This window comes from Micromonospora sp. NBC_00860 (assembly GCF_045207375.1).
GTDB lineage: Bacteria > Actinomycetota > Actinomycetes > Mycobacteriales > Micromonosporaceae > Micromonospora > Micromonospora vinacea.
Genome location: NZ_CP108825.1, coordinates 3,170,710 through 3,194,691 on the forward strand (window position 1 = coordinate 3,170,710; position 23,982 = coordinate 3,194,691).

At 71.6% G+C, this 23,982-nt stretch carries 17 protein-coding genes and 1 riboswitch; of the genes, 11 read left to right on the forward strand and 6 right to left on the reverse strand.

Translation table 11 applies throughout. From position 1 onward, the window contains the following. Nucleotides 1-72 precede the first annotated feature (72 nt). Nucleotides 73-229, forward strand: a riboswitch (cobalamin riboswitch). A 34-nt stretch (nt 230-263) separates the two neighbouring features. Genes OH804_RS14665 through OH804_RS14675 form a run of 3 tightly spaced genes read left to right on the forward strand, consistent with a single transcriptional unit; the run spans nt 264 to nt 1,821 of the window. Further along, the gene (locus tag OH804_RS14665; RefSeq protein WP_124822026.1) at nt 264-467 is read left to right on the forward strand and encodes a CbtB domain-containing protein; all 204 of its coding nucleotides are present in this window, start codon (nt 264-266) and stop codon (nt 465-467) included. Next, on the forward strand, nt 458-1,228 hold the full coding sequence (locus tag OH804_RS14670; RefSeq protein WP_196922589.1) for a CbtA family protein: 771 nt from the start codon (nt 458-460) through the stop codon (nt 1,226-1,228). The genes OH804_RS14665 and OH804_RS14670 overlap by 10 nt, the downstream gene beginning before the upstream one ends. Continuing rightward, the gene (locus OH804_RS14675; RefSeq protein ID WP_196922588.1) at nt 1,225-1,821 is read left to right on the forward strand and encodes a histidine phosphatase family protein; all 597 of its coding nucleotides are present in this window, start codon (nt 1,225-1,227) and stop codon (nt 1,819-1,821) included. The genes OH804_RS14670 and OH804_RS14675 overlap by 4 nt, the downstream gene beginning before the upstream one ends. 77 nt (nt 1,822-1,898) lie before the next feature. Here OH804_RS14675 and OH804_RS14680 read toward each other — a convergent pair whose 3' ends face one another. Further along, a complete protein-coding gene (locus tag OH804_RS14680; RefSeq protein ID WP_196922587.1) occupies nt 1,899-3,401 on the reverse strand; it encodes an MFS transporter in 1,503 nt (500 codons plus the stop codon). A 178-nt stretch (nt 3,402-3,579) separates the two neighbouring features. Between OH804_RS14680 and OH804_RS14685 the strand changes: the two genes are divergently transcribed. After that, nucleotides 3,580-4,212 carry a TetR family transcriptional regulator gene (locus OH804_RS14685; RefSeq protein ID WP_307788670.1) on the forward strand — a complete coding sequence of 211 codons (633 nt, stop codon included), beginning with the start codon at nt 3,580-3,582 and terminating at the stop codon, nt 4,210-4,212. Between the two features lie 69 nt (nt 4,213-4,281). Here OH804_RS14685 and OH804_RS14690 read toward each other — a convergent pair whose 3' ends face one another. Together OH804_RS14690 and OH804_RS14695 are read right to left on the reverse strand one after the other, a co-directional pair. Continuing rightward, nucleotides 4,282-9,897 (reverse strand): GH92 family glycosyl hydrolase, encoded by a 5,616-nt coding sequence (locus tag OH804_RS14690; RefSeq protein WP_406065752.1) that lies wholly within the window; start codon nt 9,895-9,897, stop codon nt 4,282-4,284. 275 nt (nt 9,898-10,172) lie between these two features. Next, a complete protein-coding gene (locus tag OH804_RS14695; protein WP_196922585.1) occupies nt 10,173-11,252 on the reverse strand; it encodes a glycoside hydrolase family 19 protein in 1,080 nt (359 codons plus the stop codon). Nucleotides 11,253-11,681: 429 nt separating this feature from the next. On the opposite strand from OH804_RS14695, the gene OH804_RS14700 reads away from it, so the two are divergent. From OH804_RS14700 to OH804_RS14730, 7 genes are all read left to right on the forward strand, one after another. After that, nucleotides 11,682-12,704, forward strand: coding sequence for a polysaccharide deacetylase family protein (locus OH804_RS14700; RefSeq protein WP_406065754.1), 1,023 nt, complete (start codon nt 11,682-11,684; stop codon nt 12,702-12,704). A 97-nt stretch (nt 12,705-12,801) separates the two neighbouring features. Further along, a complete protein-coding gene (locus tag OH804_RS14705; RefSeq protein ID WP_406065756.1) occupies nt 12,802-13,761 on the forward strand; it encodes an acetamidase/formamidase family protein in 960 nt (319 codons plus the stop codon). A 62-nt stretch (nt 13,762-13,823) separates the two neighbouring features. Further along, complete coding sequence (locus OH804_RS14710) at nt 13,824-15,242, forward strand: WGR domain-containing protein (RefSeq protein ID WP_406065758.1); 1,419 nt, start codon at nt 13,824-13,826, stop codon at nt 15,240-15,242. Nucleotides 15,243-15,313: 71 nt separating this feature from the next. Continuing rightward, a complete protein-coding gene (locus OH804_RS14715; protein ID WP_406065760.1) occupies nt 15,314-16,417 on the forward strand; it encodes an endonuclease domain-containing protein in 1,104 nt (367 codons plus the stop codon). Further along, nucleotides 16,414-17,127, forward strand: a complete 714-nt coding sequence (locus OH804_RS14720) for a hypothetical protein (protein WP_406065762.1) — start codon at nt 16,414-16,416, stop codon at nt 17,125-17,127. The genes OH804_RS14715 and OH804_RS14720 overlap by 4 nt, the downstream gene beginning before the upstream one ends. Then, entirely contained in the window at nt 17,124-20,363 is a 3,240-nt protein-coding gene (locus OH804_RS14725) for an ATP-binding protein (protein WP_406065764.1), read from the forward strand. The genes OH804_RS14720 and OH804_RS14725 overlap by 4 nt, the downstream gene beginning before the upstream one ends. Nucleotides 20,364-20,372: 9 nt before the next feature. After that, nucleotides 20,373-20,705, forward strand: a complete 333-nt coding sequence (locus OH804_RS14730; protein ID WP_406065766.1) for a putative quinol monooxygenase — start codon at nt 20,373-20,375, stop codon at nt 20,703-20,705. Between the two features lie 121 nt (nt 20,706-20,826). Here the strand turns inward: OH804_RS14730 and pdxY are convergent, their stop codons facing one another. The 3 genes from pdxY to OH804_RS14745 all read right to left on the reverse strand — a co-directional run bounded on the left by pdxY (nt 20,827) and on the right by OH804_RS14745 (nt 23,793). Beyond that, the gene (gene pdxY, locus OH804_RS14735; protein WP_406065768.1) at nt 20,827-21,678 is read right to left on the reverse strand and encodes a pyridoxal kinase PdxY; all 852 of its coding nucleotides are present in this window, start codon (nt 21,676-21,678) and stop codon (nt 20,827-20,829) included. Nucleotides 21,679-21,830: 152 nt separating this feature from the next. Beyond that, nucleotides 21,831-22,625 carry a trypsin-like serine protease gene (locus tag OH804_RS14740; protein WP_196922576.1) on the reverse strand — a complete coding sequence of 265 codons (795 nt, stop codon included), beginning with the start codon at nt 22,623-22,625 and terminating at the stop codon, nt 21,831-21,833. A gap of 151 nt (nt 22,626-22,776) precedes the next feature. Next, entirely contained in the window at nt 22,777-23,793 is a 1,017-nt protein-coding gene (locus OH804_RS14745; protein ID WP_406065771.1) for a LacI family DNA-binding transcriptional regulator, read from the reverse strand. Nucleotides 23,794-23,982 lie beyond the last annotated feature (189 nt).

The following is a 23,982-nucleotide window of genomic DNA, read 5'->3' on the forward strand; positions in this document are numbered from 1 at the left end:
CCGGCACCCTGCGGCCCGGTCGGCTCGTGGACCGATCGGTGGGGCCGCGTTCGGTGCGCGGGGTCCGGGTTGACCGCCTGAGGCGGCACCGATACCGTCGACCCACTATCTGCGGCGACGCGAGGGAAGCCGGTGTGAATCCGGCGCGGTCGCGCCACTGTGAGCGGTTCCCCAACCACAACCGGGGTGCCGCGAGCCAGGACGCTCGGTCGTCCGCAGCCTTGCGATGGGGACGCGTCATCCCTGGGGAGGTTCGTGTATTCATGTCTAGCTCCGCTTCCAGCCAGCCGGTGGTGCACCCCGCTGGCAGTGCCCGTCTCCTGTGGACGGCTCTCGCGACCGTTGCCGTGCTCACCCTGCTGGCGTACCTCGTCGCCTTCGACCAGGGGGCGGTGTCGCGCAGTGGGATGTACCTTCACGAACTGATGCACGACGGCCGGCACCTGCTGGGCGTCCCGTGCCACTGAACACCACCACCGCTCCCCCGTTCCTCGCCGTCCTCGTCCGCGGGCTGCTCGCCGGCCTGATCGCCGGCCTGCTGGCCGGGGCGTTCGCGTACGTCGCCGGCGAACCGCACGTCGAGGCGGCCATCGCCATCGAGGAGGCGGCGACGCACGCCGAGCCCGCCGCTGGTGCGCACGATCACGAGGACGCCCTGGTCGGCCGGACGGGTCAGCGCGGCGGCCTGTTCCTGGCCACCGGCCTGTTCGGGGCCGCGATGGGTGGCCTGCTGGCCACGGCGTACGTCCTGCTGTCCCGGCGGCGGCGCGGCGACGACGACGGGCGGTCGGGCCTGCTGCTGGCCGGCGCGGCGCTGCTCGGCGCGGTGATCGTGCCGTTCCTCAAGTACCCGGCGAACCCGCCGGCGGTCGGCGACCCGGCCACCATCGACCAGCGGACCGTCACCTACCTGTTGATGGTGGTGCTCGGGCTGGTGGCCGTGTGGGCCGGCTCGCTGGGCTACCGGTCGGTCGGCGCCCAGGCGCCGCCGTGGCTGCGCGCCGCCGCGGCCGTGGGCGGGTTCCTCCTGGTCACGGCAGTGTCGTACGTGGTGATGCCGTCCTTCCAGGAGGTTCCGGCGGACTTCCCCGCCACGCTGCTGTGGGACTTCCGGCTGGCCTCGCTCGGCACCCAGGTGGTGCTCTGGACCGGCATCGGCCTGCTGTTCGCGGCCCTGATGCACCACGAGCGGCGTCGCCGGGCCGCCACCGCACTACCGGGCACGTGACCGGCACCAGCCTCCGGCTGGTCGCCCACGGTCACACCGCGGCTCTGCGCCGGGCACGCTTCGGCGGGACCGACGACGGCCTGGACGAGGGTGGCCTGCGTGCCGCCCTCGCCCAGGCCCACACCGATCCGGACCGACGTGGGCACCTCGGCGTGCACGACACCTGCCTGTCCAGTCCAGCGGCGGCGGCCCGGCAGACCGCCGACACCTTCGGCCTGCTGCCGACGATCGAGACGGCGTTGGCCGACTGTGACTACGGCGGCTGGTCCGGACTGTCGCTTGAGGAGGTCGCCGGCGCGCAACCGCAGGCGCTACACGACTGGCTGTCCGCACCGGACTCCGCGCCACACGGCGGCGAGTCCGTCACGGCCGTGCGGGATCGGGTCGGTGGCTGGCTGGACGAGCAGCTCGGCGCCGGTCGACGCATCATCGCGGTCACCCACCCACTGGTGATCCGGGTCGCGGTCGTGCACGCCCTGGGGCTGCCGACGGCGACGTACCGGCAGTTGGATGTGGAGCCCCTGGCCGTCGTCCGGCTCACCAGTCAGGGCACGCGCTGGCAGCTTCGACTGGGCGCGCCGCGAGCAGGATGAGGTCACGCCAACGGCGCGGGCCGCGCCCACCAGGAGTGGCCACGGCCCGCGCGGTCAGGCGACCGTCAGTCGGCTGCTCAGTGGTGCCGGTGGGGCAGGTGCAGTTCGACCGGCTCGGGCGGGAGGTCGTCGACGCCGACGGCGACCGCCTGCTCGTGGCGGCGACGCGCCGAGGGCAGGGCGAGTGCCGCGAAGACGGCCAGGACCGCGACGCCCGCGCACACCCAGAAGCCGGCGGTGAACGCCGCGTCGGTGGGCAGCCCCTGCGGGGTGCTGTTCGACGTGATGACGGCCGCCACGACCGCCGCGCCGATGCTGCTGCCGATGGTCCGCGCGATGGTGTTGACGCCGCTCGCCTCGCCGGTCTGTCCGGCCGGGACGCTCTCGATGATGGCGTTGGACATCGCCGCGAATGCCAGGCCGATGCCGGCACCGGTGAGCACCCCGGAGAGCAGCACCTGCCAGGTCGCGCCGTGTGCGAGTGCCGGCAGCGCGAATGCGACGACGACCGCGACAGTGCCGAGGAACATCGGAACCTTGGGACCGAAGCGCCGGTCCAGCAGACCCGCGAGGGGACCGAAGACCACCATCATCAGGACGGTGGGCAGCAGGAACAGGCCCGCCTGGGACACCGTCTTGCCGAACCCGTACCCGGTGGCGGCGGGAAGTTGAAGCAGGGTCGGTACGAGCACGAACGTCCCGAACATCGCGAAACCGAGGATCAGGGCGACGAGGTCGGTGGCCCAGACACCGCGAATCCGCATCAGCCGCATGTCGATGAGCGGCTCGCGCACCCGAAGCTCGACCCGGACGAACACGATCATCGCGACCACACCGAGCAGGAACAGGCCGAGTGTCTTCGGCTCGGTCCAGCCCCAGCCCTGCCCCTTGCTCACGGCCAGCAGCAACGAGACCAGCGAGACCGACAGGATGGCCGCGCCGAGCATGTCGAGCCGCCCGGGCGTGCGGACCCGCGACTCGGGCATCCCGAAGATGGCTCCGAGCAGCGCGACGACGACGAGGACCAGCGGCAGCCAGAACAGCCAGTGCCACGACAGGTGCTCCACGATCGGGCCGGCGGCCACGATGCCGACGCCAGCGCCGACACCGAAGATCGCCGACAGCAGGCCGACGGTGACGCCGACCTTCTCCCGGGGCAGTTGGTCGCGGACGATGCCGATCGACAGCGGCAGGATCGCTCCGGCGGCGCCCTGTAGTGCCCGCGCGACGATCAGCACGGTCAGGTTGGGAGCCAGGGCAGCGAGCAGGGTGCCCGCGGCGAGGGCCGCGAGGACACCGATGAGGACCCGACGCTTGCCGACCATGTCACCGAGACGTCCGAGAATGGGCGTCAGCACCGAGGCGGCCAACAGGTACGCCGTGAGCACCCAGCTGATGTCTCCGGTCGAGACGCCCAGGTCCCTTCCGATGGTCGAGAGCGCCGGCGCCACCAGCGACTGGAGCACCGCGAACGCCAGGCCGCCCAGCGACAGGTACAGCACCAGGAGGGTGCTGTTGGCGCGCGGGGCCACGCTGGGCGCGGAGCCGAGGTGTGTCGACTCCTCGATGGTGTGGGTCATGAGATCCCCGAACTCGATGTAAACGTTTGCTGACTTAGCCAGTATGCGCAGCCCGGGCCTCAAGTCAACAGTCGTTTACGTCACCCTCGGGTGGCACCGGACCTTGCGATCGCCGGAAAGTCAACATATGTTTACTTGCTGGGCCCGCACTGAGCCAGAGCGATAGGAAGGACGCGTCGTGACAGCAGAACCGCCGGTCCCCGCGACCAGTAACACCGTCGGCGAACCGGCCCAGCGGCGCCGTCGGGACGCGGCCGAGACCCGGCAGTTGCTGCTCGACGCCGCTCGCCAACGCTTCGCCCGGGACGGCTACGCGGCCACCACCGTCCGGGACATCGCCGACGACGCGGGCGTCAACGTGGCGCTCATCAGCCGTTACTTCACGTCCAAGGAGGGCCTGTTCGAGGCGTGCCTGCGGGCGGCCGGCGACGAACTGCGCCGAACCACCGGACAGACGCCGGCCGACCGGGTGCCCGAGGCGATCGCCCGGCACATCGCCGACCTCGGCGCGGCGGGCCTGTCGAGCCAACTGTCACTGCTGTTGCGATCATCCGGGGACGCGGGGGCCGACGAGATCCGGCGCGGCGTGCTGGTCCGTTCCAGCGAACAACTGGCGGCGGCTCGCGGGTGGCGTCCCGGCGAACCGGGCAGCGAACAGCTCCTGCTCCGGGCCCAGATGGCCCTCGCCGCCGGCATCGGAGTCGCGGTGCTGCGGTCGTCGATCCGGCTGGAACCGCTGAGTTCCGCCACCGAACAGGACCTGGTCGGGCCCCTGCGCGACCTGGTCGACGCGCTGCTGCCACCTCGCTGATCCCATGCGGCGTGGGGCGGGCCGTGATCACGGCCCGCCCCACGCGGCTGCATTCTCTCCGGCTGGGTGCTAGCCGGTGACGGTGAACGGTCGGGACACCTTCGTCGCCGACGTGGCGCCGTTCAGCGTGACGCTCGTCGCGCCCGCCTTCGCCGCACCCGGAACGCTGACCGTCGCGCCGGAGATGACGCCGTCGGCGTTCGCGCGCACGGTGCTGACCGCGAGGCCGGTCCCGAACGTGATCGTGACCGCCTCGTTCGCGGCGAACCCGGAACCGTCGAGCATGATCGACGTGCCGCGCGGCCCCGAGCTGGTCAGCAGCGCCACCCGCGGCTGGTAGGTCCGTGCCTCCGGCTCCCCGGTCACCTGGACGGTGGCCGTGGCCGGCGTACGCGAGGACGCGCCCGTCGCGGTGACGGCGTACCGGCCGGGTTGCGCGTCACCGGAGGTCGGCACCGAGGTGCGGACCGTTCCCGTCGCGGAGGCCGCGACCTTCATGGTCCGGCCCGGGTCGGTGCCGACGCTGACCGTCACCTGCTCGCCGGCGGCGAAGCCGCTGCCGCTGACGGTGATCGCGCCACCGGTGGTGACGGTGCCGGACGCGGACAGCGCGATCGCCGGCTGCGATCCGCCCCGGGCCACCGTCACGGTGAAGGACCCGGTGCTGCTCGACAGGCTGTCCCACGCGGTGACGCGCACCGTGTACGTGCCCTCCCGCGAGTAGGTGTGCTGGCCGCTCATCGCGCCGGACGCGCCGATCGTGACGTCGGCCGGAACCGTGCCGTCGCCCCACTGGACCCGGGCGCGGTAGCCCGTCGTACCGGGAACGCCGCCGGTCACCGTGCCCAGGTTCGCCGCGAGGGCCTGCCCGGCGGTGGCCGTCTGGTCCTTCGGGGCGACGGTCGCCAGCGCCGGGGCGGGCGTGCCGTCGTTGGCCACGGCGAACACGTGGATCCGACCCGCCGAGCGAGGGTCACCGGTCTGCGTCGGCAGGGTCACCGACACCAGCGTCTTGCCCGCCGGGATCTGGTACGGCGCGGTGGCGAACAGGAACGGCTGGGCGCCGTCGCGGCTCGTGCCCTGCAGCCGGTACGCCGTCCGGGTGACGACGATGTTGCCGTAGGACGGGGTGCCGTTGGCGTTGCCGCCCAGCGTCCAGTCGCTCAACTGGATCGGAATGCTGGCCGTGCTGCCGTCGCTGAACGTCGCCGTGCCGGTGGTGCTCTGGTTGCCCTGCGTTCCGGCGCCGATGAACGAGATGCTCTTCGCGTCCTGCGGAAGGTCGAGGACGACTGTCGCCCCGTTGCCGGTGGCGTTGTCCGGCTGCCCGGCCGGGATCACCGGCAGGGTGAACCGCAGCGCCGTGCCGGGAACCTGCTGCGGCTGGCCCTGGGTGGCACCGCCCGCCGCCAGGGCGGCCCGCGAGTACGCCCACGACTTGGCGTCGCAGTCTGCCGCGAGGACCCCTTCGTCGCCGACGCAGACGCTGTCGAACGCGGCGGTGAGGCCGGAGGCCGGGGCGTACGCCACCTCGACGCCGACCGTCGCGGAGCTCTGGCTCTCGCCGTCGGTCACCGTGACGTTCGCCTGGTGGTAGCCGGGCGTGGTGTAGGTGTGCGACCCACCGATGCGGTAGACGGCCCGTGAGCTCAACGTCACGGTGCCCGCGGTGACCGGCGTGCCGTCACCCCAGTCGATGGTGGCCTGATAGCCGCTGGCGTCGCCGCCGGTGACGGTGCCCAGCGGCACCGAGACGGGCACACCGGTGGTGGCGTGCACGCCGTCCGCCGCGGTGACGGTGATGTCGCCGCCGCCGAGGTCGAGGTCGCCCCCGGCGAGCAGCTCGACCTCGGCGAGGTTGGTCTGCGCGGCGCCGACGGTCTTGGTGACGGCGAGGCGGAACTGCTGGAACCGTCCCGGCTTGTCGATCGAGTACGGGCGGGTCTGGTTGCGCCACGGGAACACCTGGCCGGCGCGGGCGTCCACAGTGGTCCAGGTGAGGCCGTCGTTGGAGCCCTGCAGGCGCCAGTCCGCCGGATCGCCGGCGCCCGCCCCGGACGTGACGGTGTAGTACTTCGGCTTCTGCTTGCCACCACGGAAGGCCCAGGTGATCTGCGGGGTCGCCGAGGTGAAGGTCAGCTGCGTGGTCGACGAGTCGTCGAACAGCTTCGACGCGTCCTGACCGCCGGTCGCGGTCGCGGTGCCGAGACCGGGGCCGGTGACGTCCTGCAACGGCTTCGGCGCCTCGTCACCCTTGGTCAGCGACGGCGGCGCGTCGTTCTTGCCGGTGCCCCACGACGACGGCCGGGAGCCCATCTGGAAGTCGATGGTGCCGCCCTTGGCGAGCGTCGCCACGTCCACTGACAGGCCGCGCTGCTTCTTGCCGTTGACCTTGACGTCCTGCACGTAGATGTTCGCCGCGCTGTTGTTCGGCGCGTTGACGACGATGTCGCCGCTGCTGCGGCGCACTGTCATCCGGGTGAACTGCGGCGAGCCGATCGCCCACTCGGACGACCCGGCCTGCAACGGGTAGATGCCCAGGGAGCTGAGGATGTACCAGGACGACATCTCGCCGTTGTCCTCGTCGCCCAGGTAGCCCTGGCCGATCTCACTGCCGACGTAGAGACGGCGCAGGATCTCCCGTACCGTCTCCTGGGTCCTGGCCGGTGCGCCGGCGACGTTGTACATGTACGGAATGTGGTGCGACGGCTGGTTGCTCATGCCGAGCTGACCCATCCGCACCGCGCGCGCCTCAAGCATCTCGTGGATGACCCCGCCGTACCCACCGGGGCGGTCGGCGTTCTCCGGGGTGGCGAAGAACGCGTCGAGCTTGTCCCGCAGCGCCTTCTGCCCGCCGTACAGGTTGGTCAGGCCCTGGCCGTCCTGCTGGGCGGTGAACGCGAAGTTCCACCCGTTGGTCTCGGTGTAGACGCCACCCCAGTCCAGCGGGTCACCGGCGAGGAAGTTGCCGGCGGCGGCGCGGCCCTGGAAGAGCTTCGTCTTCGGGTCGAAGAGGTGGACGTAGTTGCGGGCCCGCTCCAGGAAGTACCGGGACTCCTCCTTGAGCCGGGCGCGCTCCGACTTGGGCGTGGCCGGGTCCTTGGCGAGCGCCGCACCCATGTTGCCGATGCCGAAGTCGTTGATGTAGCCCTCCAGCGCCCAGGACACCGACTCCCCTGTGGACGTCGGCGTGTAGCCGAGGAACAGGGAGCTCTCGATGCCCTTGCGCCCGACCGCGCTGCGCCCGGACGCGACGGTGGCGTCCTTGACGGCCGCGTCGTACGCCGCGAGCGGGTCGGGCAGCTTGACCCCGGTGAGGTACGCCTGGGCGAGCGCCACGTTCGCGCTGGTGCCGGTCATCAGGTCGGCGTATCCCGGTGACGACCAGCGGGCGATCCAGCCGCCGTCGCGGTAGTGCTGGACGAACCCGTCGGAGATCTTGGCGGCGATGTCCGGGTACAGCAGCGCGTAGGCGGGCCACACGGTGCGGTAGGTGTCCCAGAAGCCGTTGTTGACGTAGATCTGCCCGTCGACGACCTTCGCGCCGGTCCGGGTGGGGGTCGACGCGCCGGTCGGCGCGGACACCGGGCTCGCGTACTGCCAGCGCGGCGCGGCGGCGGTGCCGGTGTTCTCCGACTGCGAGTTCGGGTAGAGGTTCAGCCGGTACAGGTTCGAGTACATGGTGACCAGCTGCGCCTCGGTGGCGCCCCGCACCTCGACCCGGCCGAGCCGGTCCTTCCACGCGGCCGTCGCGGCGGCGTGGATCTGGTCGAAGCTCTTGCCGGTGACCTCCAGGTCGAGGTTGCGGCGCGCCTGGTCGACGGAGAGGAACGACGTCGCGAGACGCATCGTCACCTCCCGCGACGCGGAGATGTCGAAGGTGGCCGAGGTCGCGGCGGACGCCGTCGGCGGGCGGTCGAAGGCGCCGGAGACGAACATCCGGCTACGACCGGCCGACAGGCCGCTTCCGTTGTCGACCCAACCGGTGAACGTGCCGTCCGTGCCGATGGTGAACGTGCCGTTGTGGAAGACCAGGCTTCCGGTCGCCTGCCCGGGGGGGAAGGTGAACCGCATGATCCCGGCGTGGTCGGTGGGCGACATCTCCGCGACCAGGCCGTTCTGGAGCGTGACCCGGTAGAGGTCCGGCTGTGCCGTCTCGTCGTCGTGGCTGAAGGCGAGCGCACGGCCGGCGGGCTGACCGGCGAGCGGTCCGCCACCGACGACCGGCATGACGGACATCTGGTTGCGGTCACCCATCCAGGGGCTCGGCTCGTGGGAGATCGCGAGGCCCTGGAGCATGGGCAGGTTGGCCTCGTTGTTGATCCGGTGGTACTCGTACTCCCACGAGTCGGAGGTCGCGTCGGTCACCGGGGTGAAGAAGTTGAACCCGTTGGGCAGTGCGGTGATCGGCAGGTTGTTGCCGCGCGAGAAGCCGCCCGTCGAGTTGGTGCCCCGTCGGGTGTCGACGTAGTTGGTCAGCTTCGAGCCGTCGATCGACGCCGGCGCGGCCGTCAGCTCGATGTCGTCGAGCCAACCCTGGAACCGGGTCTCCCCGGTGGCCTGCGGATTGTCGTACGCGAGCAGGATGCGGTCGATCGTCTTGCCGCGCGCGACGGTGCCGAGGTCGGCCTGCACCAGGTTCCACTGGTCGGCGAAGAGCACCTTCGAGGCGCCCTGACCGGCGCCGGTGAGCGGGTAGCCGTGCTGGTCGGCGGGCGAGCGACCACTCAGGTAGCTGCCGTCGGTGAAGTGCAGGTCGACGGCGGCGTAGGTGGACGGGTACCGGCCGTCCCCGTTGGTGAACTCGGGGAAGATCTTGTACGACAGGCGGGTCTTCGGCCCGACCGGGATGGTGACGTCGAAGAGCTTGTTTGTCGCGTACGCCCGGCCGTTGCCCTCGGCGCCGCCGGAGTAGCGCAGCGCGGCCAGTCCGGTGAACCCGACGTCCGGCTTCGTGGTGTAGCCGCCGTTCGGGCCGGCGGTCGTCACGCTGACCATGGGGGTGGCCGGCGGGCGGACGTCCGAGCCGTCGCTGATGTTCCAGTCGGCGAGCTGCAGGAGCGAGTCACCGGAGTTCGCCGTGACGTTGAGCCGGTAGAAGCCGTAGGCGTTCGGGTTGGTGAAGCTGTACGTCCTGGTGGCGAAGCGCCCGCTGAACTTCTCGCCGGCGCGCTTGTCCAGGTCGGTCCAGGTGTTGCCGTCGTTCGACCCCTGGAGGGTGAAGTCCTTGGGGTCCCGGGTCGGTGCGTCGTTGGCCGCGGTCAGCGAGTAGCGCACCACAGTCGCCGGCTTGGCGAGCTGGTAGGTCACCCAGCCGGTGGACGCGAACACGAGCCACTTGGTCGACGGGTCGTCGTCAGTGAGGTTCGCGGCGATCTCGCGCGGTTGGTTCTCGTCGCTCGCGGTCACGGCGCTGACCTGGCCGAGCAGGCTGCCGGGCAGCGTGGTGACAGTGCCGCTCAGGTTGGCCTGGACCGGCTTTCCGTTCGCGCCGACCTCCACGGTGCTGGTGGTGGCCTGCGGGTCGGCGGGTTCGAACGAGGAGCTGAAGTTGCCGGGCGTCGCGGGGGTGGGGGCGGCGTTGGCCAGGGGCGCGGCGACGAGCAGGCCCAGCGGTAGCAGGACGGCTGTTGTCGCCGCGATCAGGCGGGGAGAGAGGGGACGCGCAAGGGGGGTGTGCGACATGGGGGACGGAGCCTTTCGACTCGAACCGGGTCGAGTAGGTCGAACGTCTGGGCAGTGTGGAGCGGGTGGTGGGTCGGGCCCTGACATCGTTGTCATGAGAGTTCGTGAGCAACGGGAGCCGGGGCGGGTGGACTGCCGCTGATAGTTCCGGGCGCAGCGCGGCCGTGTCAACGGGTTGATCGCGCCGAAACGGCCGCGGCCCCCACCGGGGCCCGGCCGCCGATCAGCCGGGCCTCGACTCCGTCCGGCGACGAACGCCGAGGCCCGGCCACGGATCAGCAGTAGAGGTTGGCTCCGGCGGACACGCCGAGGATGCCGACGAACTGCTGGTACCTGGTGACGCGGCTCTGCACCTGGGCGGGGTTTCCGCCGTTGCACTCGATCGAGCCGTTGATGCTGCGGATCGTCTGACCGAACCCGGCGCCGTTGACCATCGCATTGTGGGCGGTCATGGTGCCCGGCCCGTTCTGGGTCATCCAGTACCAGATACCGGTCTTCCAGGCCACCGAGGCGTCGGTCTGCACCAGCCACGGGTTGGTCAACAGCGGCAGGTTGAGGGCGTTGCCCGCGGCGTTGTAGTTGAAGTTCCAACTGAGCTGGATCGGCCCTCGCCCGTAGTAGGCGGCCTGCCCGGCGGGGCAGCCGTACGGCTGGCCGTAGTCGCAGTAGTGCGGGTAGTTCGCGGTGTTCTGCTCGACCACGTGCACGAGCCCGCCGGTCTCGTGGTAGACGTTCGCCAGGAAGGCCGCGGCCTCCTGCCGCTGGACCGTGGCACTGCCGGTGCGCGCGAACGCCGGGTAGGCGCTGAGGGCGGCGACGAGGCCGGAGTACGTGTAGAAGGAGTTCCGACCGGGGAACATCTGGTTGAACTGGGCCTCGGTGACCACGAAGCCGCCCGGGTTGGTGGGCGGCGGGCTGGTCGGTGGCTGACCGCCACAGGTGTAGGGCTCCCAGTACCAGGTGCTCACGACGGGGTCGTACCCCGGATTGTCGTGCTCGGCGATGTAGTAGGAACCGTTCGTGTACCTGACGATCGCCCCGGCGGCGTACCAGGTCCCGGCGGCCCAGTTCGGGTACGTGCAGGTCCCCCCGGTGGGCGGTGTGGTGCCCCCACCGCACGCGCCGAGGTCCTCCCAGACGCCGGTCGTGCCCGGCGGCGCCTCGTTCTGGGTCCACCACTTCGCCCGGTAGTTGCGGCCGTTGTGGGAGACCTGGGCGTCTCCCCAGTAGACGGCCGAGGCCTGCCACGATGCTGAGCAGGCCGCCGCCGACGCGGCGGTGGCCGGGATGACCGCCACCAGCCCACCGGCGACGATCAGTGCCGCCAGCGCGACCAGCGCGCGCAGTCTCGTCATGTGATCACTTCCCTCCTGGGACCTCACTGGCCGAACCCGAGCCGGATATCGACCGCAGTGACTGTAACATCTTCTGTTCACAATCTTTACTATTCCGTGCGGCCGCGCGACGATCGGCCCGGCGGCGGGCGGTCGATAATTCCGGCAGCTTTCCGGATCATGTCGAGTGCATACGCATCGATGTTCATGATCGAGACCCGCAGGTAGGCAGGAGTACCTGGCCAGACCCCGATCGGTTCTCTGCGCTGTTCCGAAGACGTTCCGGAACTTGTTGACGTGTTGGAATTCTCGCTGTAATACTCCGATCCACGGAGGTCAATGCAATCGGCTTCGTTGCGGTTTCGGCTCCACCTACCCACTCATCCACACCTGTCCGGACTGTGCTGCCCGCACCGAGGGCGCGTCCGGGCCTGCGCGAAGGGGCACCAGATGAGCAGGCTCTTTCCCCGCACCGCCCTGTGGTCGAGGCGGTTGCGCGCGGCGCTCGCCGTCCTGGCCACCGCCGTCGCCATGTGCGGCGTCGTCCTCGCGGCCACCTCCACCCCGTCGAGCGCCGCCACCTGCAACGGCTATGTCGGCCTCACCTTCGACGACGGTCCGACCGGCAGTACCAGCGCGCTGCTGAACGTGCTGCGCACCAACGGCGTACGCGCCACCATGTTCAACGTCGGGCAGAACGTCCAGAACAACCGGTCGGCCGCGCAGGCCCAGGTGGCGGCCGGCATGTGGGTCGCCAACCACAGCTGGAACCACGCCCACATGACCTCCATGAGCCAGGCCCAGATGCAGTCGGACCTCTCCCAGACCAGCTCGGCGATCCAGTCGGCGACCGGCAGCCGGCCGGTGCTGTTCCGGCCGCCCTACGGCGAGACCAACTCCACGTTGCAGTCCGTCGCCTCGTCGCTGGGCATGCGCCAGGTGATCTGGGACGTGGACTCCCAGGACTGGAACGGCGCCAGTGTCAGCCAGATCGTGGCCAACGCGAGCCGGCTCCAGGCCGGTCAGGTCATCCTGATGCACGACGGGATCCAGAACACCCGTGACGCGATCCCCCAGATCATGGCCAACCTGACCAGCCGCAACCTGTGCCCCGGCATGATCTCGCCGTCCACCGGCCGCGCCGTCGCGCCCGACGGCACGACCCCGCCGCCCACCACCACCCCGCCGCCCGCCGGCGGCACCTGCACCGCCACCGCGACGACCCCCAACGTCTGGGGCGACCGGTACAACACGTCGGTGACGGTCAGCGGCGCCAGCACGTGGACGGTGGTCGTGGTCATCACCTCGCCGCAGCGGGTCACCACCATCTGGAACGGCACCGCCACCTGGGACAGCAGCGGCACCGTCATGACCATGCGGTCCAACGGCAGTGGCAACACCTTCGGCTTCACCACGATGACCAACGGCAACAGCAGCGCCCGCCCGCAGATCCGTTCCTGCACCTCGGGTTGACATCGCCCGGGTCGAGTCGTGCGCGGTGGGTGCGCCCGGCACCCACCGCGCACCGGGGCGACCCGCCGCGCGGACCAGCTGCCACTAGCCTGCACGGATGCGACACACCCTCATCCCGGGGGATGACAGCCTGCACGGTCACTTCTCCCCCGATTTCCCGCCGGTGCTCACCATCGACCCCGGCGACACCGTCACCTATCGCACCCTGGACTGCTGGTGGTCCGCCGGCCCGTACCCGGGCGGACCGAACCGGGACCGGCCTCGGGTCGCGCAGCACCGGCCCGACCACGGGCACGCGCTGATCGGTCCGGTCGCGGTCCGCGGTGCGCGCGCCGGCCAGACCCTCGCGGTACGCATCGACGCGGTCGTCCCGGCCAAATGGGGAACCACAGTGGCCGGCGGCTGGCCGAGCGGGTTCAACAAGCGCTACGGCGTGCAGGACCAACCGGTGGTGCACGCCTGGACGCTGGACCCGGTGACGATGACCGGCCGCAACCAGCATGGTCACGCGGTCGCGCTGCGGCCCTTCATGGGAGTGCTCGGCATGCCACCCGCGGAGCCGGGACGGCACTCGACGATCCCACCGCGCCCCTGGGGCGGCAATCTGGACTGCCGGGACCTCACCGCCGGCAGCACCCTCCTGCTGCCGATCCCGGTCGACGAGGCGCTGTTCTCCGTCGGGGACGGGCACGCCGCGCAGGGTGACGGCGAGGTCGGCGGCACCGCGATCGAGTGTCCGATGGACGAGGTGACGTTGACCTTCGACGTGCGCGACGACTTCCCGGTCACCGGCCCGGTGGCCCGTACCCCCGACGCCTGGCTGACGCTGGGTGTCGGTGCGTCCCTCGACGACGCCACGTTCGCCGCCCTGGACTCGATGCTGACGCTGATGCAGCGGCTGCACTCCGTCAGCCGCGCGGACGCGGTGGCGCTGGCCAGCATCGCTGTCGACGTGCGGGTGACACAGATCGTCAACCAGACCGTCGGCGCGCACGCGGTGCTCCGCGACGACGCGCTGCGCTGGCCGGACGCCGGTTCTGTCGGGGGGCGCCGTTAGCGTGTGGTCACTGTCGCCGCGCCGGCCGGATCGCGCCGCTCGCTGACCCTCGGAGGCCCCCCATGTCCCAGGAGACGACCTACCTCGAACTGTCCGAAGTGGACGGTGCGCACAAGTTCTACGAGGTCATCGTCGACAACGCCACGCTGACGGTGCGCTACGGCCGGATCGGCGACCAGGGTCAGGTCAAGGCGAGTGCCTATCCGGACAACGCCCGGGCCCGGGCCGCCGCGGCGAAGAAGATCGGAGAGAAGGTCCGCAAGGGCTACGCGCCGGCGGTCCCCGGCGTCCGCCAGAAGCGCACAGTGTCGCGGCGGCAGATCGTGAGCACCCGCTCCACCGCCCACACCGCCCCGGTGCTCTGGCGCTACGACTCCGGCGCTCCCGCCTTCGGCATCTTCGTCGACGGGCGGCACTGCATGGTCGGCAACGAGCACGGAGTCATCACCACGCTCGACCACGACGCCCAGGTGCGCAGCCAGGTCCGCCTTCCCGACGGGGTCAAGTGCATCGTCGCCGACGACGCCTGGATCTACGCCGGCTGCGACGACGGCAACGTCTACGACCTGTCCGGCAAGGTGCCCCGCGTGGCGTACGCGATCGCCCCGGAGATCGACATCTACTGGCTGGACATTCACGACGGCGTCCTCGGCGTCTCCGACGCCGACGGCGGGATCACCGCCGTCGACCACGAGGACGAGTTCTTGTGGCGTCGCCCCGGGCGGGGGCGTTCGGCCTGGATGGTGCGGTGCGACGACGACGCCATCTACCACGGCCACTCGCAGGGCGTGACCAGCTACGAGTGGCGGACCGGCAGCGAACTGTGGCACACCACTACCGGTTCGGTGCTCTTCGGCTGGCAGGAGCACGGCAGCGTGTTCGCCGGCACCAGCAGCCGCGAGGTGGTGCGGCTGTCCAAGGCGGGTCGCCACGAACGCACCTATCTGTGCGACGCCCCCGTCTTCTCCTGCGCCACCGCCGAGGGCGGCGAGTACGTCTTCGCCGGTGACAGCCAGTCCTCGATCTACTGCTTCGACGCGGCGGGCACCCGGCTGTGGAAGCTCGGCACCGGCTGCGGCTCGGCGTACTCCATGCAGTACCACGACGACCGGCTCTACGTCGTCACCACCGGCGGCCACCTGGCCTGCATCGACGCCAGCGAGCCGGCGATCCGCGCGGCGCAGGCCGGCGACGTTCCCCAGGTACGCGACATCAAGGCTCCCCGCCAGGCGCCCCAGCCGGTGCAACCGACGATCGTCGAGGTGACCAGCGAATCGGGCGCGGGCATTGTCGTGCAGTGCCTGGACGATCGGGGGCGGTTGCGGGTTCAGGTGCTCTCCGACGGTTACCGGCGCGACTGGTCGGTGCAGTTCCCCAAGGGCATTCGCGAGCCGGGCGCCCGTTACCTGGTGACCGAGGTGCGCGAGTCCAGCCGCGGTGGTTACTACCGCGCGTACGGCGACATCCGCCGGCTGCGCTGAGCGGCGGCGACCGCACCACCTCATAACGGAGGGGTCCCCGGTCGCGCCCGCCCGTGTCGTAGGGTGCCGCCATGGCGCACCCCGTCCAGGCCAACGGCGACGCCAACGGGGCCTGGTGGGCCGCCCCGCCGAGGCGACGGGTGAGTCACCTGCCGGGTGTCGACCCGGAGCTGCTGCGGGTGGCCCTCGACCCGTTGCCACCGGCAGCGCCCGCGATCGTGCACTACCGGCCCACTGTGACAGGTCCTCTCGGCGACCTCGTGGACACACTGCTCGACCAACTGGACACCGCGGCCCTCGCGATGTTCCCCCGCTGGCTGACCGGGGCCGATCGTTTCGACAGCGAGGGCACGCTCGGCATGGCGGCGGTGCGGGCCCTCGCAGCCCGTACCGCCGCCCGCTCCCGGCACTTCGGCCCGTTCCTGGCCGACCTCGCCGAGCGTGGGCTGCGCGGCCCGCTCCGCCCCGCCGGCCGGTCCCGCTTCGCCCCGGGGGTACGCGCCGCCGGGCTCGCCCGGGTGATCGCCGAGGCGTACGAGCGGGAGAGTTGCGTACTCGTCGTGGCAGTGCCCGACCTGGACGCCGACGCCGAGCGGACGCTGGTGGCCGCCGCCGAGTGGCTCGTGCGGCACGGCGGCTTCACTGTGTGGTTGGCCGGCGGGCCGCTGCGCCACGCCGACCGGGTGCGCTCGGTGCCGGTGCGGCTGCCGGCCCGATTCGCCGGGCTGGCCAGCACGATCGAACGGATTCCGACCACCGCCGCCGAGCCGGGCGCGACGGTGCTGGCCTGGCCGCCGATCGCGGGCGTGCCCCGCGGTGACAGCGCCGCCGAGCAGGCGTTGGAACGCGCGCTCGCGCCGCACGACTGGGCGCGCGGCCGGCGGTGGAACCAGACCTACGAGTGGCACGTCCTGGGCGCCGCGTACCGACTGGATCTGTTTTGGCCCACGGAGGGTCTTGCGGTCGAGGTGGACGGCCCGGAGCATCGTGGGCGAATCGCTTTCGCCAACGATCGGCGGAGAGACGTGCAGCTGCAACTCCTCGGGCTGGACGTGCTCCGCTTCACCAACGAGCAGGTGCTCACCGACGTGCCGGCGGTGGTCGACGGGATCCGTCGGCTGCTGGCCCGGCGACGCGCGGGCGGCACGTACCCCCACGGAGATGAGACATCATGACGAGCCCGGCGGACGTCCCGCACCTGACGCCGAACCAGATCAACGCCCTCGTGGTGCTGATGGTCGAGGCGCGCCGACTCACCAACGTCGAGCTGAAGGAGCTGGCTGGCTTCACGCTGACCGGCAAGGACAACACGAAGCTCGTCGACCTGGGCCTGGTCGACACCGATCGGACGCACCGGCCGTTCGCCCACGAGCTGACCGACGAGGGCTGGCGGGTGGCACGTCGGCTGCACACTGCCGCGCCGCCGAGGCAGGGCGGCTCGACGACCCGGTCGCTGTTCGTCGTGTTGTCCAACCTGCACCGTTCGCTGGACCGGCTCCGGGTCAGCCACGGCGACTTCTTCAAGCAGACCGAGGCGACGGCCCCGACGGACGGCGAGCCTCGGCGCGAGGCACCGGCACCCCCGGCGGCAGCACCCGCAGCGGCGGCACCCGTGTCCGCGGCGGAGGTGGAGGCGCTGGTTCGTTCGGCGTACCGGGAGCTGGCCACCGCGCCGGGGGCCTGGGTCGGCCTCGCCGACGTCCGGGACCGGCTCGCCGACACCGACCGGGCCGCACTCGACGCGGCGTTGCGGGCGATGGTCGGTCGGGAGGACGTCCGCATCATCCCGGTGGCCAACACCAAGTCGCTGACCGCACGGGACCGGGCCGCGGCCGTCCGCATCGGGAACGAGGACAACCACGCCCTGGCGATCGGCCCGGCATGATCTCGGACGACCAGCGGACCGCGCTGGAAGCGGTCAGTCTCAACCCGGCGGTCACCCCGGACGACGTCTGGCGACCCAGCCCACACAACGTGCCGGAGCTGCACGAGAAGGTGGCCGCGGAAATCCTGCGCGGGGTGGCGCGGGCCCGCACCGACGACACGAGCATGCCCCTCGGCGTGGCCATGCAGGGCCGCGCGGGCGCCGGCAAGACGCACCTGCTCGGGGCGGTCCGCGAACAGATCCAGCGCGACGGCGGCTATTTCTTCCTGGTCGACATGGTCAGTGGCAAGACGTTCTGGGAGAGCGTCGCCCTGGCCCTGGTGGAGGGAATGGGCCGCCCGCACGTCGGCTGGGGCACCCAGCTGAAGACCTTTTTGCGTCGACTCACCACCCAGCTCGGCCTGCCGCTGGAGGTCCGCGACGCGGTCGCCGGCGCCCGACCGGTGACCCGCGCGCAGCTCGACACCTTCATCTGGGCGCTGCGCGAGCGCGATCGGGAGGTCGGGCGGGACGCCCAGGACACCGCTCGGGCGCTCGTCCTGCACGGCGCCGTCGACTTCGAGGCACAGGACGTCGGCTACGCCCACCTGATCTCCGAACCGGGTGACCCGGCCGCGCGGGCGGCGTGGGGGTTGAGCGCCGCGATCCGCACCCCGCAGCAGGTCGTGCAGGACACCTCCCGGTTGATGGCGCTGGCCCTGGACCCCACCGTCATCGCCGTGGACCAGCTCGACACGCTGTTCGCCCAGACCAGCACCTCACTGCTCAACCAACATCAGGGGCTGGAGGACGCCCAGGCAAAGGTGCTCGGCCCGATCGCCGACGGCCTGCTCAAGCTCCGCGACATCACCCGCCGCACGCTTGTCGTCGTCTCGTGCCTGCCGGACACCTGGGTGCTGATGACCCGCGCGGCGCCCACCCCGGTCGCCGACCGCTTCCGTACGTCGACCCTGCCGGACCGGATCCCCACCCCGGAGATCGGGCAGGCGATCGTGGCGAAGCGCCTCTCCGCCGCGTTCGCGGGAATGTTCTTCGGGCCACCGCACCCCACCTGGCCGATCGCCCCCGCCGCCTTCACCGACGCGCCCACCCTGACGCCACGCGCCCTGCTCCGCCGGGTGGACCGCCACATCGCCTGGTGCCGTGATCGCGATGAGGTGGTCGAACTCGACCGGCTCATCGACGGCGCCGAGTCGACACCGACGGTGGGCACCGTCCGTGGCGCCGACCCGGCGACGGACGAGCGCCGCCTGCACGAGTTGGACGCGCGCTTCGCCGACCTGGTCGAGGCCGCGGACGTGTCGGCCGCCGTCGACCCGGCGGGCGAGGACGAGCACATGCCGCGGCTGCTCGCCGCCGGCCTGGCCGCGTGGATAGCCGAGCAGGCGCCGACCGGCGCCACCTACAAGTACGATCCGCCGCCCGGGCGCAAGCCCGCGCTGCACGGGCGGCTGATCGAGGTGCTCGACGAGGCCACCGAGAACGAGGCGCACTGGTGTTTCCGGGCTATCGCGCACCCGAATGCCGTCGCCGTCACCGCCCGGGTCAAGGCCGCGTGCACCCTCGCCGGGTTGGACCGGGACCTGCCGCAACGGCGGCTGATCCTGCTGCGCAACGGTCCGTGGCCGACCGGGAAGCGTACGACCGAGGTGTTGACCGGCTTCGACGCTGCCGGCGGCCTGCGGTGCGCCGTGTCGGAGGCGGACCTGCGGGTCTTCGCGGCGCTGGGGGTGATGGCGGCCGAGCCGTCCACGGCGTTGCAGGAGTGGCTGGTGGCCCGCCGCCCGGCCAGTGGAACCGAGCTGTTCCGCGCGGTCCTGCCCGGGCCTGACGGCACGCGCGGCGACGCCCCGCCACCGACGCCCGACGACGACGACGAGCCACCGTCGGGCGGCCCCGAGTCCGACCCGGCAACCGCGCCGGCCGTCGACGTCCCAGCTGGCGCGTCGACCGGTACGGCCGCCATACCCGCCGACCCCGCCGACCTCGTGGTCGCCGCGGGCGGTCGGGTCGTCGGGCTGGGGCGGACCGTCGACGGCGGTCACCCGTTCACGGTTCCCCTGGAGTCGCTGCGCCGCCACGCCGTGGTGTTCGCCGGGTCCGGCTCGGGCAAGACAGTGCTCATCCGCCGGCTGGTCGAGGAGTGCGCCCGCGAGGGGGTCTCGGCGATCGTGCTCGATCCCAACAACGACCTCGCCCGGCTCGGCGACGCGTGGCCCGAGCCGCCGAGCGGCTGGGGTCCCGGCGACGCCGAACGCGCCGCCGACTATCTCGACCACACCGAGGTGGTGGTGTGGACGCCCCGGGTCACCGCCGGTCGGCCGCTGAGCTTCCAGCCGCTACCCGACTTCACCTCCCTGCGGGACTGGCCCGACGAGTTCGACCAGGCCGTCCGCTCCGCCGTGGAGGCGCTCGCGCCCCGGGCCGGTGTCGACCGGTCGAGCAGGCTCGCCCAGCAGGGCAAGGCCGTCCTCACCGAGGCCCTCCAGGCGTACGCGCGAAGCGGGATGGTGGGCCTGCCCGGCTTCACCGAGTTCCTCACCGACCTGCCCGAGGGGGTCAGTCGGCTGGCCCGCGCCGGGAAGCTCGCCGAGGAGTTGGCCGAGGCGCTCAAGGCGGCGATGGTGACCGACCCGCTCTTCGGCGGGGTCGGCGCGCCGGCCGACCCGGGGCTGCTGCTGACGCCGTCGGCGGGGCGGCGGGCCCGGGTGTCGGTGATCAGCTTCGTCGGCCTCACCTCCGACCAGGAGCGGCAGAGCTTCGTCAACCAGTTGCAGATGGCGCTCTTCGCGTGGATCAAGCGGCACCCCGCCGGTGACCGACCGCTGGGCGGGCTGTTCGTGATGGACGAGGCGCAGACGCTCGCGCCCTCGACCGGCACCACGGCCTGCACCGCCAGCTCGATCGCGCTGGCCTCGCAGGCCCGCAAGTACGGGCTCGGCCTGGTCTTCGCCACCCAGGCGCCCAAGGGGCTGCACAACCAGATCTCCGGCAACGCGACGACGCAGTTCTTCGGGCTGCTCAACGCGCCGGCGCAGATCGACGCGGCCCGGCAACTCGCCGAGGCCAAGGGCGGCCGGCTACCGGACATCGGCCTGCTCAACAGCGGTGAGTTCTACGCCGCCGGGGAGGGGTTCTCGTTCGTGAAGGTCCGCACCCCGCTGTGCCTGACGCACCACCCGAAGGCGCCATTGACGCCCGAGGAGGTCGTCGCCCGCGCCCGCCCGGCTGGGTAGCCTGGTGCCATGATCTTCATTACCGCGAAGTTCCGGGTCCGGGCCGAGCACGCCGACCGGTGGCCGCAGATCGCCGCCGAGTTCACCGAGGCGACCCGGGCGGAGCCGGGCTGCCTGTGGTTCGACTGGTCCCGCAGCCTTGACGATCCGACCGAGTACGTGCTGGTCGAGGCGTTCCGCGACGACCAGGCGGGCGCGGCCCACGTCCAGTCCGACCACTTCCGCACGGCCCAGGAGACCCTGCCGCCACACCTGGCCGAGACGCCGCGAATCGTGAACGCCACAGTGCCGCAGGAGGACTGGTCGCTGCTCGGCGAGATGGCCGTTCCCGAGGGCCGCTGACCACCGCCGCTCCGCGGTCCGCGGCCGTTCCGCGGTCCGCGGCCGTTCCGCGGTCCGCGGCCGTTCCGCGGTCCGCGGCCGTTCCGCGGTCCGCGGCCGTTCCGCGGTCCGCGGCCCGCCGTCAGCGCAGGCGGCGGGCGGTGAAACGAGTCGGCGGGTCGGCGATGACGTCCTGCGCCGCGATCAGCTGGATCTCCCGGGTGCCCGCCGCGAGAGTGGCCTCGAGCACGGCGTAGACCGAGGCGATGGTGCGTTCCAGCGCGGTCGCGGGTGAGCCGGTCGTCCACAGGTGCGCCAGGTACAGCGCGGCGGTGACGTCGCCCCCACCGTTCGGGTTGATCGGCAGCAGCGGCGTGGTCACCGCCCAGGCGCCCTCGTCGGAGACCGCCACCACCTCCAGCGAGTCCGGCGGCAGGTCGCCGTGGAGCACGCTGGTCACCAGGACGTGCCGTGGCCCTGTCGCGCGCACCACGTCGACCGCGTCGAGCACCTCGGCCAGCGAGTTCGTCGTACGGCCGGCGAGGAAGTCCAGCTCGAAGTGGTTCGGCGTGATGATGTCCGCGCGGGGCACCACGGTGTCCCGCAGGTACTCCGGAATTCCCGGCCGGACGAACATGCCCCGACCGGCGTCGCCCATCACCGGGTCGCAGCAGTACACCGCGGCCGGGTTGGTCGCCTTCACCGTTGCCACCGCGTCCAGGATCACCGCGCCCATGGCCGGGTCGCCCTGGTAGCCGGAGAGCACCGCGTCGGCGGTGCCGAGGACACCGCGGTCCTCGATGCCCGCGATCACCTCCGCCACGTCCGCCGCCGGGAGTAGCGGGCCCCGCCACGCGCCGTACCCGGTGTGGTTGGAGAAGTGCACAGTCAGGACCGGCCAGACCTCGTGCCCGAGGCGTTGCAGCGGAAAGGCCGCCGCCGAGTTGCCGACGTGACCGTAGGCGACCGACGACTGGATGGACAGGATCTTCACCGGACCATCATCGCCGCTGCGGCCGGCGCCGCCGGGACGGCCCGCCGTTTCTGTCGGGTGGCCCACTCGCCGCCCACCCGCCGCCCACCCGGCGGACGGCACGGACGGGCGGCCCGGACCGTGTCGTCCGGGCCGCCCGAGCTGTCGTACGGTCAGCCGCCGAGGCTCGCCGCGGCCGAGGCGATCGACGAGGCGAAGTAGCTCACCTGGGTGTAGACACCCGGGTAGTTGGGCCGGGCGCAGCCGTTGCCCCAGCTGACGATGCCGACCTGGATCCAGGCGTTGCTGGCGTCGCGGCGGAACATCGGGCCACCCGAGTCACCCTGGCAGGTGTCGGTGCCGCCGCTGGCGTAGCCGGCGCAGATCTCCTGGGCGGGGATGAGGTCCCCGCCGTAGTTGGCGTTGCAGGTGGAGTCGCTGACGAACGGCACGTTCGCCTTGAGCAGGTACCGCTGCTGGCCGCCGCCCTCGCGCGCGGCGCCCCAACCGGCCACGGTGAAGGTGCCGCTGTCGTACGCGGTCGTGCTGGCGATCGGCAGCGTGCTCAGCCCGGTGACGGGGCTGGCCAGCCGGATCAGCGCCCAGTCCCGGCCGGCGCCGTTGTAGCCGGGAGCACGGTAGACGTAGTTGGACCGGACGGTGATCCGGCTGGACGACTGGAGGTCGACCGTCCCGAGCGTCGCGGTGATGCTGGTGTTGGTGCCGGTCGAGCCCACGCAGTGCGCCGCGGTGAGCACCAGCCGGGGGCTGTACAGCGCCCCGCCGCAGCCCATCGAGAGACGCACCATGAACGGGAACTCGCCCTGAGCGGCGCGGGTGCCGCCGACGACGTTCGGCGTCACGGGGCTGTCGGCCGCGGCGGCCGGCGTGGTGAGGGTGAGGCTGGCCGCGGTCACCGCGGTCAACGCGGTGGCCAGCAGGCCAGTGAGGGTACGCCAGCGAACCATGCATTCCTCCGCATCAGGGTGGCACGCCTCGTGAGCGCACCGCAGTCGAGATAGCGGTCATCATATTGAGATTCGTGGATCTAGCGGGTCATCCTCTCTGGGTCGTACCACCGGCGTTATGGATCTCGCCCGGTGTGCGGGCGACCGGTGGTCAGGCCGCTGGCGTGCCGGTGCTCTGCCGGCGCAGAAGCCGGAACGGTGTCTGCACGGTGAGCGGCCCGGCGACCTCCGTGCCCTCGATGCGAGCGACGAGGCGGCGCACCGCGAGACGGCCGATCTCCCGCTTGTCAGGGGCGATCGTGGTGAGGGTCGGGGCGGTGAACCGCCCCTCCTCGATGTCGTCGATCCCCACCACAGCGACGTCCTCGGGCACCCGGTGACCGGCCTCGGCCAGCGCCCGCAGCGCGCCGATGGCGACCAGGTCGTTGTATCCGAAGACCGCGTCCGGCGGGTCACCGAGGGCGAGCAGGTCACGCATGGCCCGCATGCCGTCGAGCCGACCGAACGCGTCGGTGCGGGCGACCAACCGTGGTCGGTACGGCAGGCCGGCGGCCGCCAGGGCCTCCCGGTAACCCCGGACCCGCAGGTGGGCCGACTGCCGGTCACCGCCCGGGGTGGCGCCGATGAACGCTATCCGGCGACGACCGATCGCCACGAGATGCCGGATAGCGGCGTGGCTGGCGGCCACGTTGTCGATGGCGATGTGGTCATGCGGAACGTCGTAGACCCCCTCGCCGATCAACACGAGCGGGCTGCCGGCGGTCCGGGCCAGCACCTCCTCCCGACCGATGCGCACCGGGCTGAGGATCAGGCCGTCGATGATCCGCTGCCGGGAGCCGTCGAGGAGCGCCAGCTCCGCCTCCCGCTGCGCGGCGGTGTTCTCCATGACGAGCGTGTAGCCGAGCGCGGCGGCCTCGGAGATGGCGATCTCGGCGAGTTCGGCGAAGTAGGGGTTGGTCAGTTCCGGGATGGCCAGGGCGATCAGGCCGGTACGGCCCCGGCGGAGGTGCCGGGCGCCGAGATTCGGGCTGTAGCCGAGTTCGTCGATCGCCTGCTGCACCCGTTGTCGGGTCCGCTCCCCCACCGGCCGGTACCCGTTCACCACGTTCGAGACCGTGGCCAGCGAGACGCCGGCGCGCTGGGCGATGTCCTTCAGGTTGACGCCCATCCCCAACCTTTCGCGAGTTCGAGCGGGCCGGCCGACCGGGCATTGACGAAGAGGCATTGACGGGACACCCGGCCCGGCTCTATAACGTTAAACAGGTGACGATGGATGTCAATATATCGGCCACCGTTGCCCTGTGGAGATCCCACCGACATCCGTCGCTGACGCCCGTCCCCCGTCAATGACCACCCG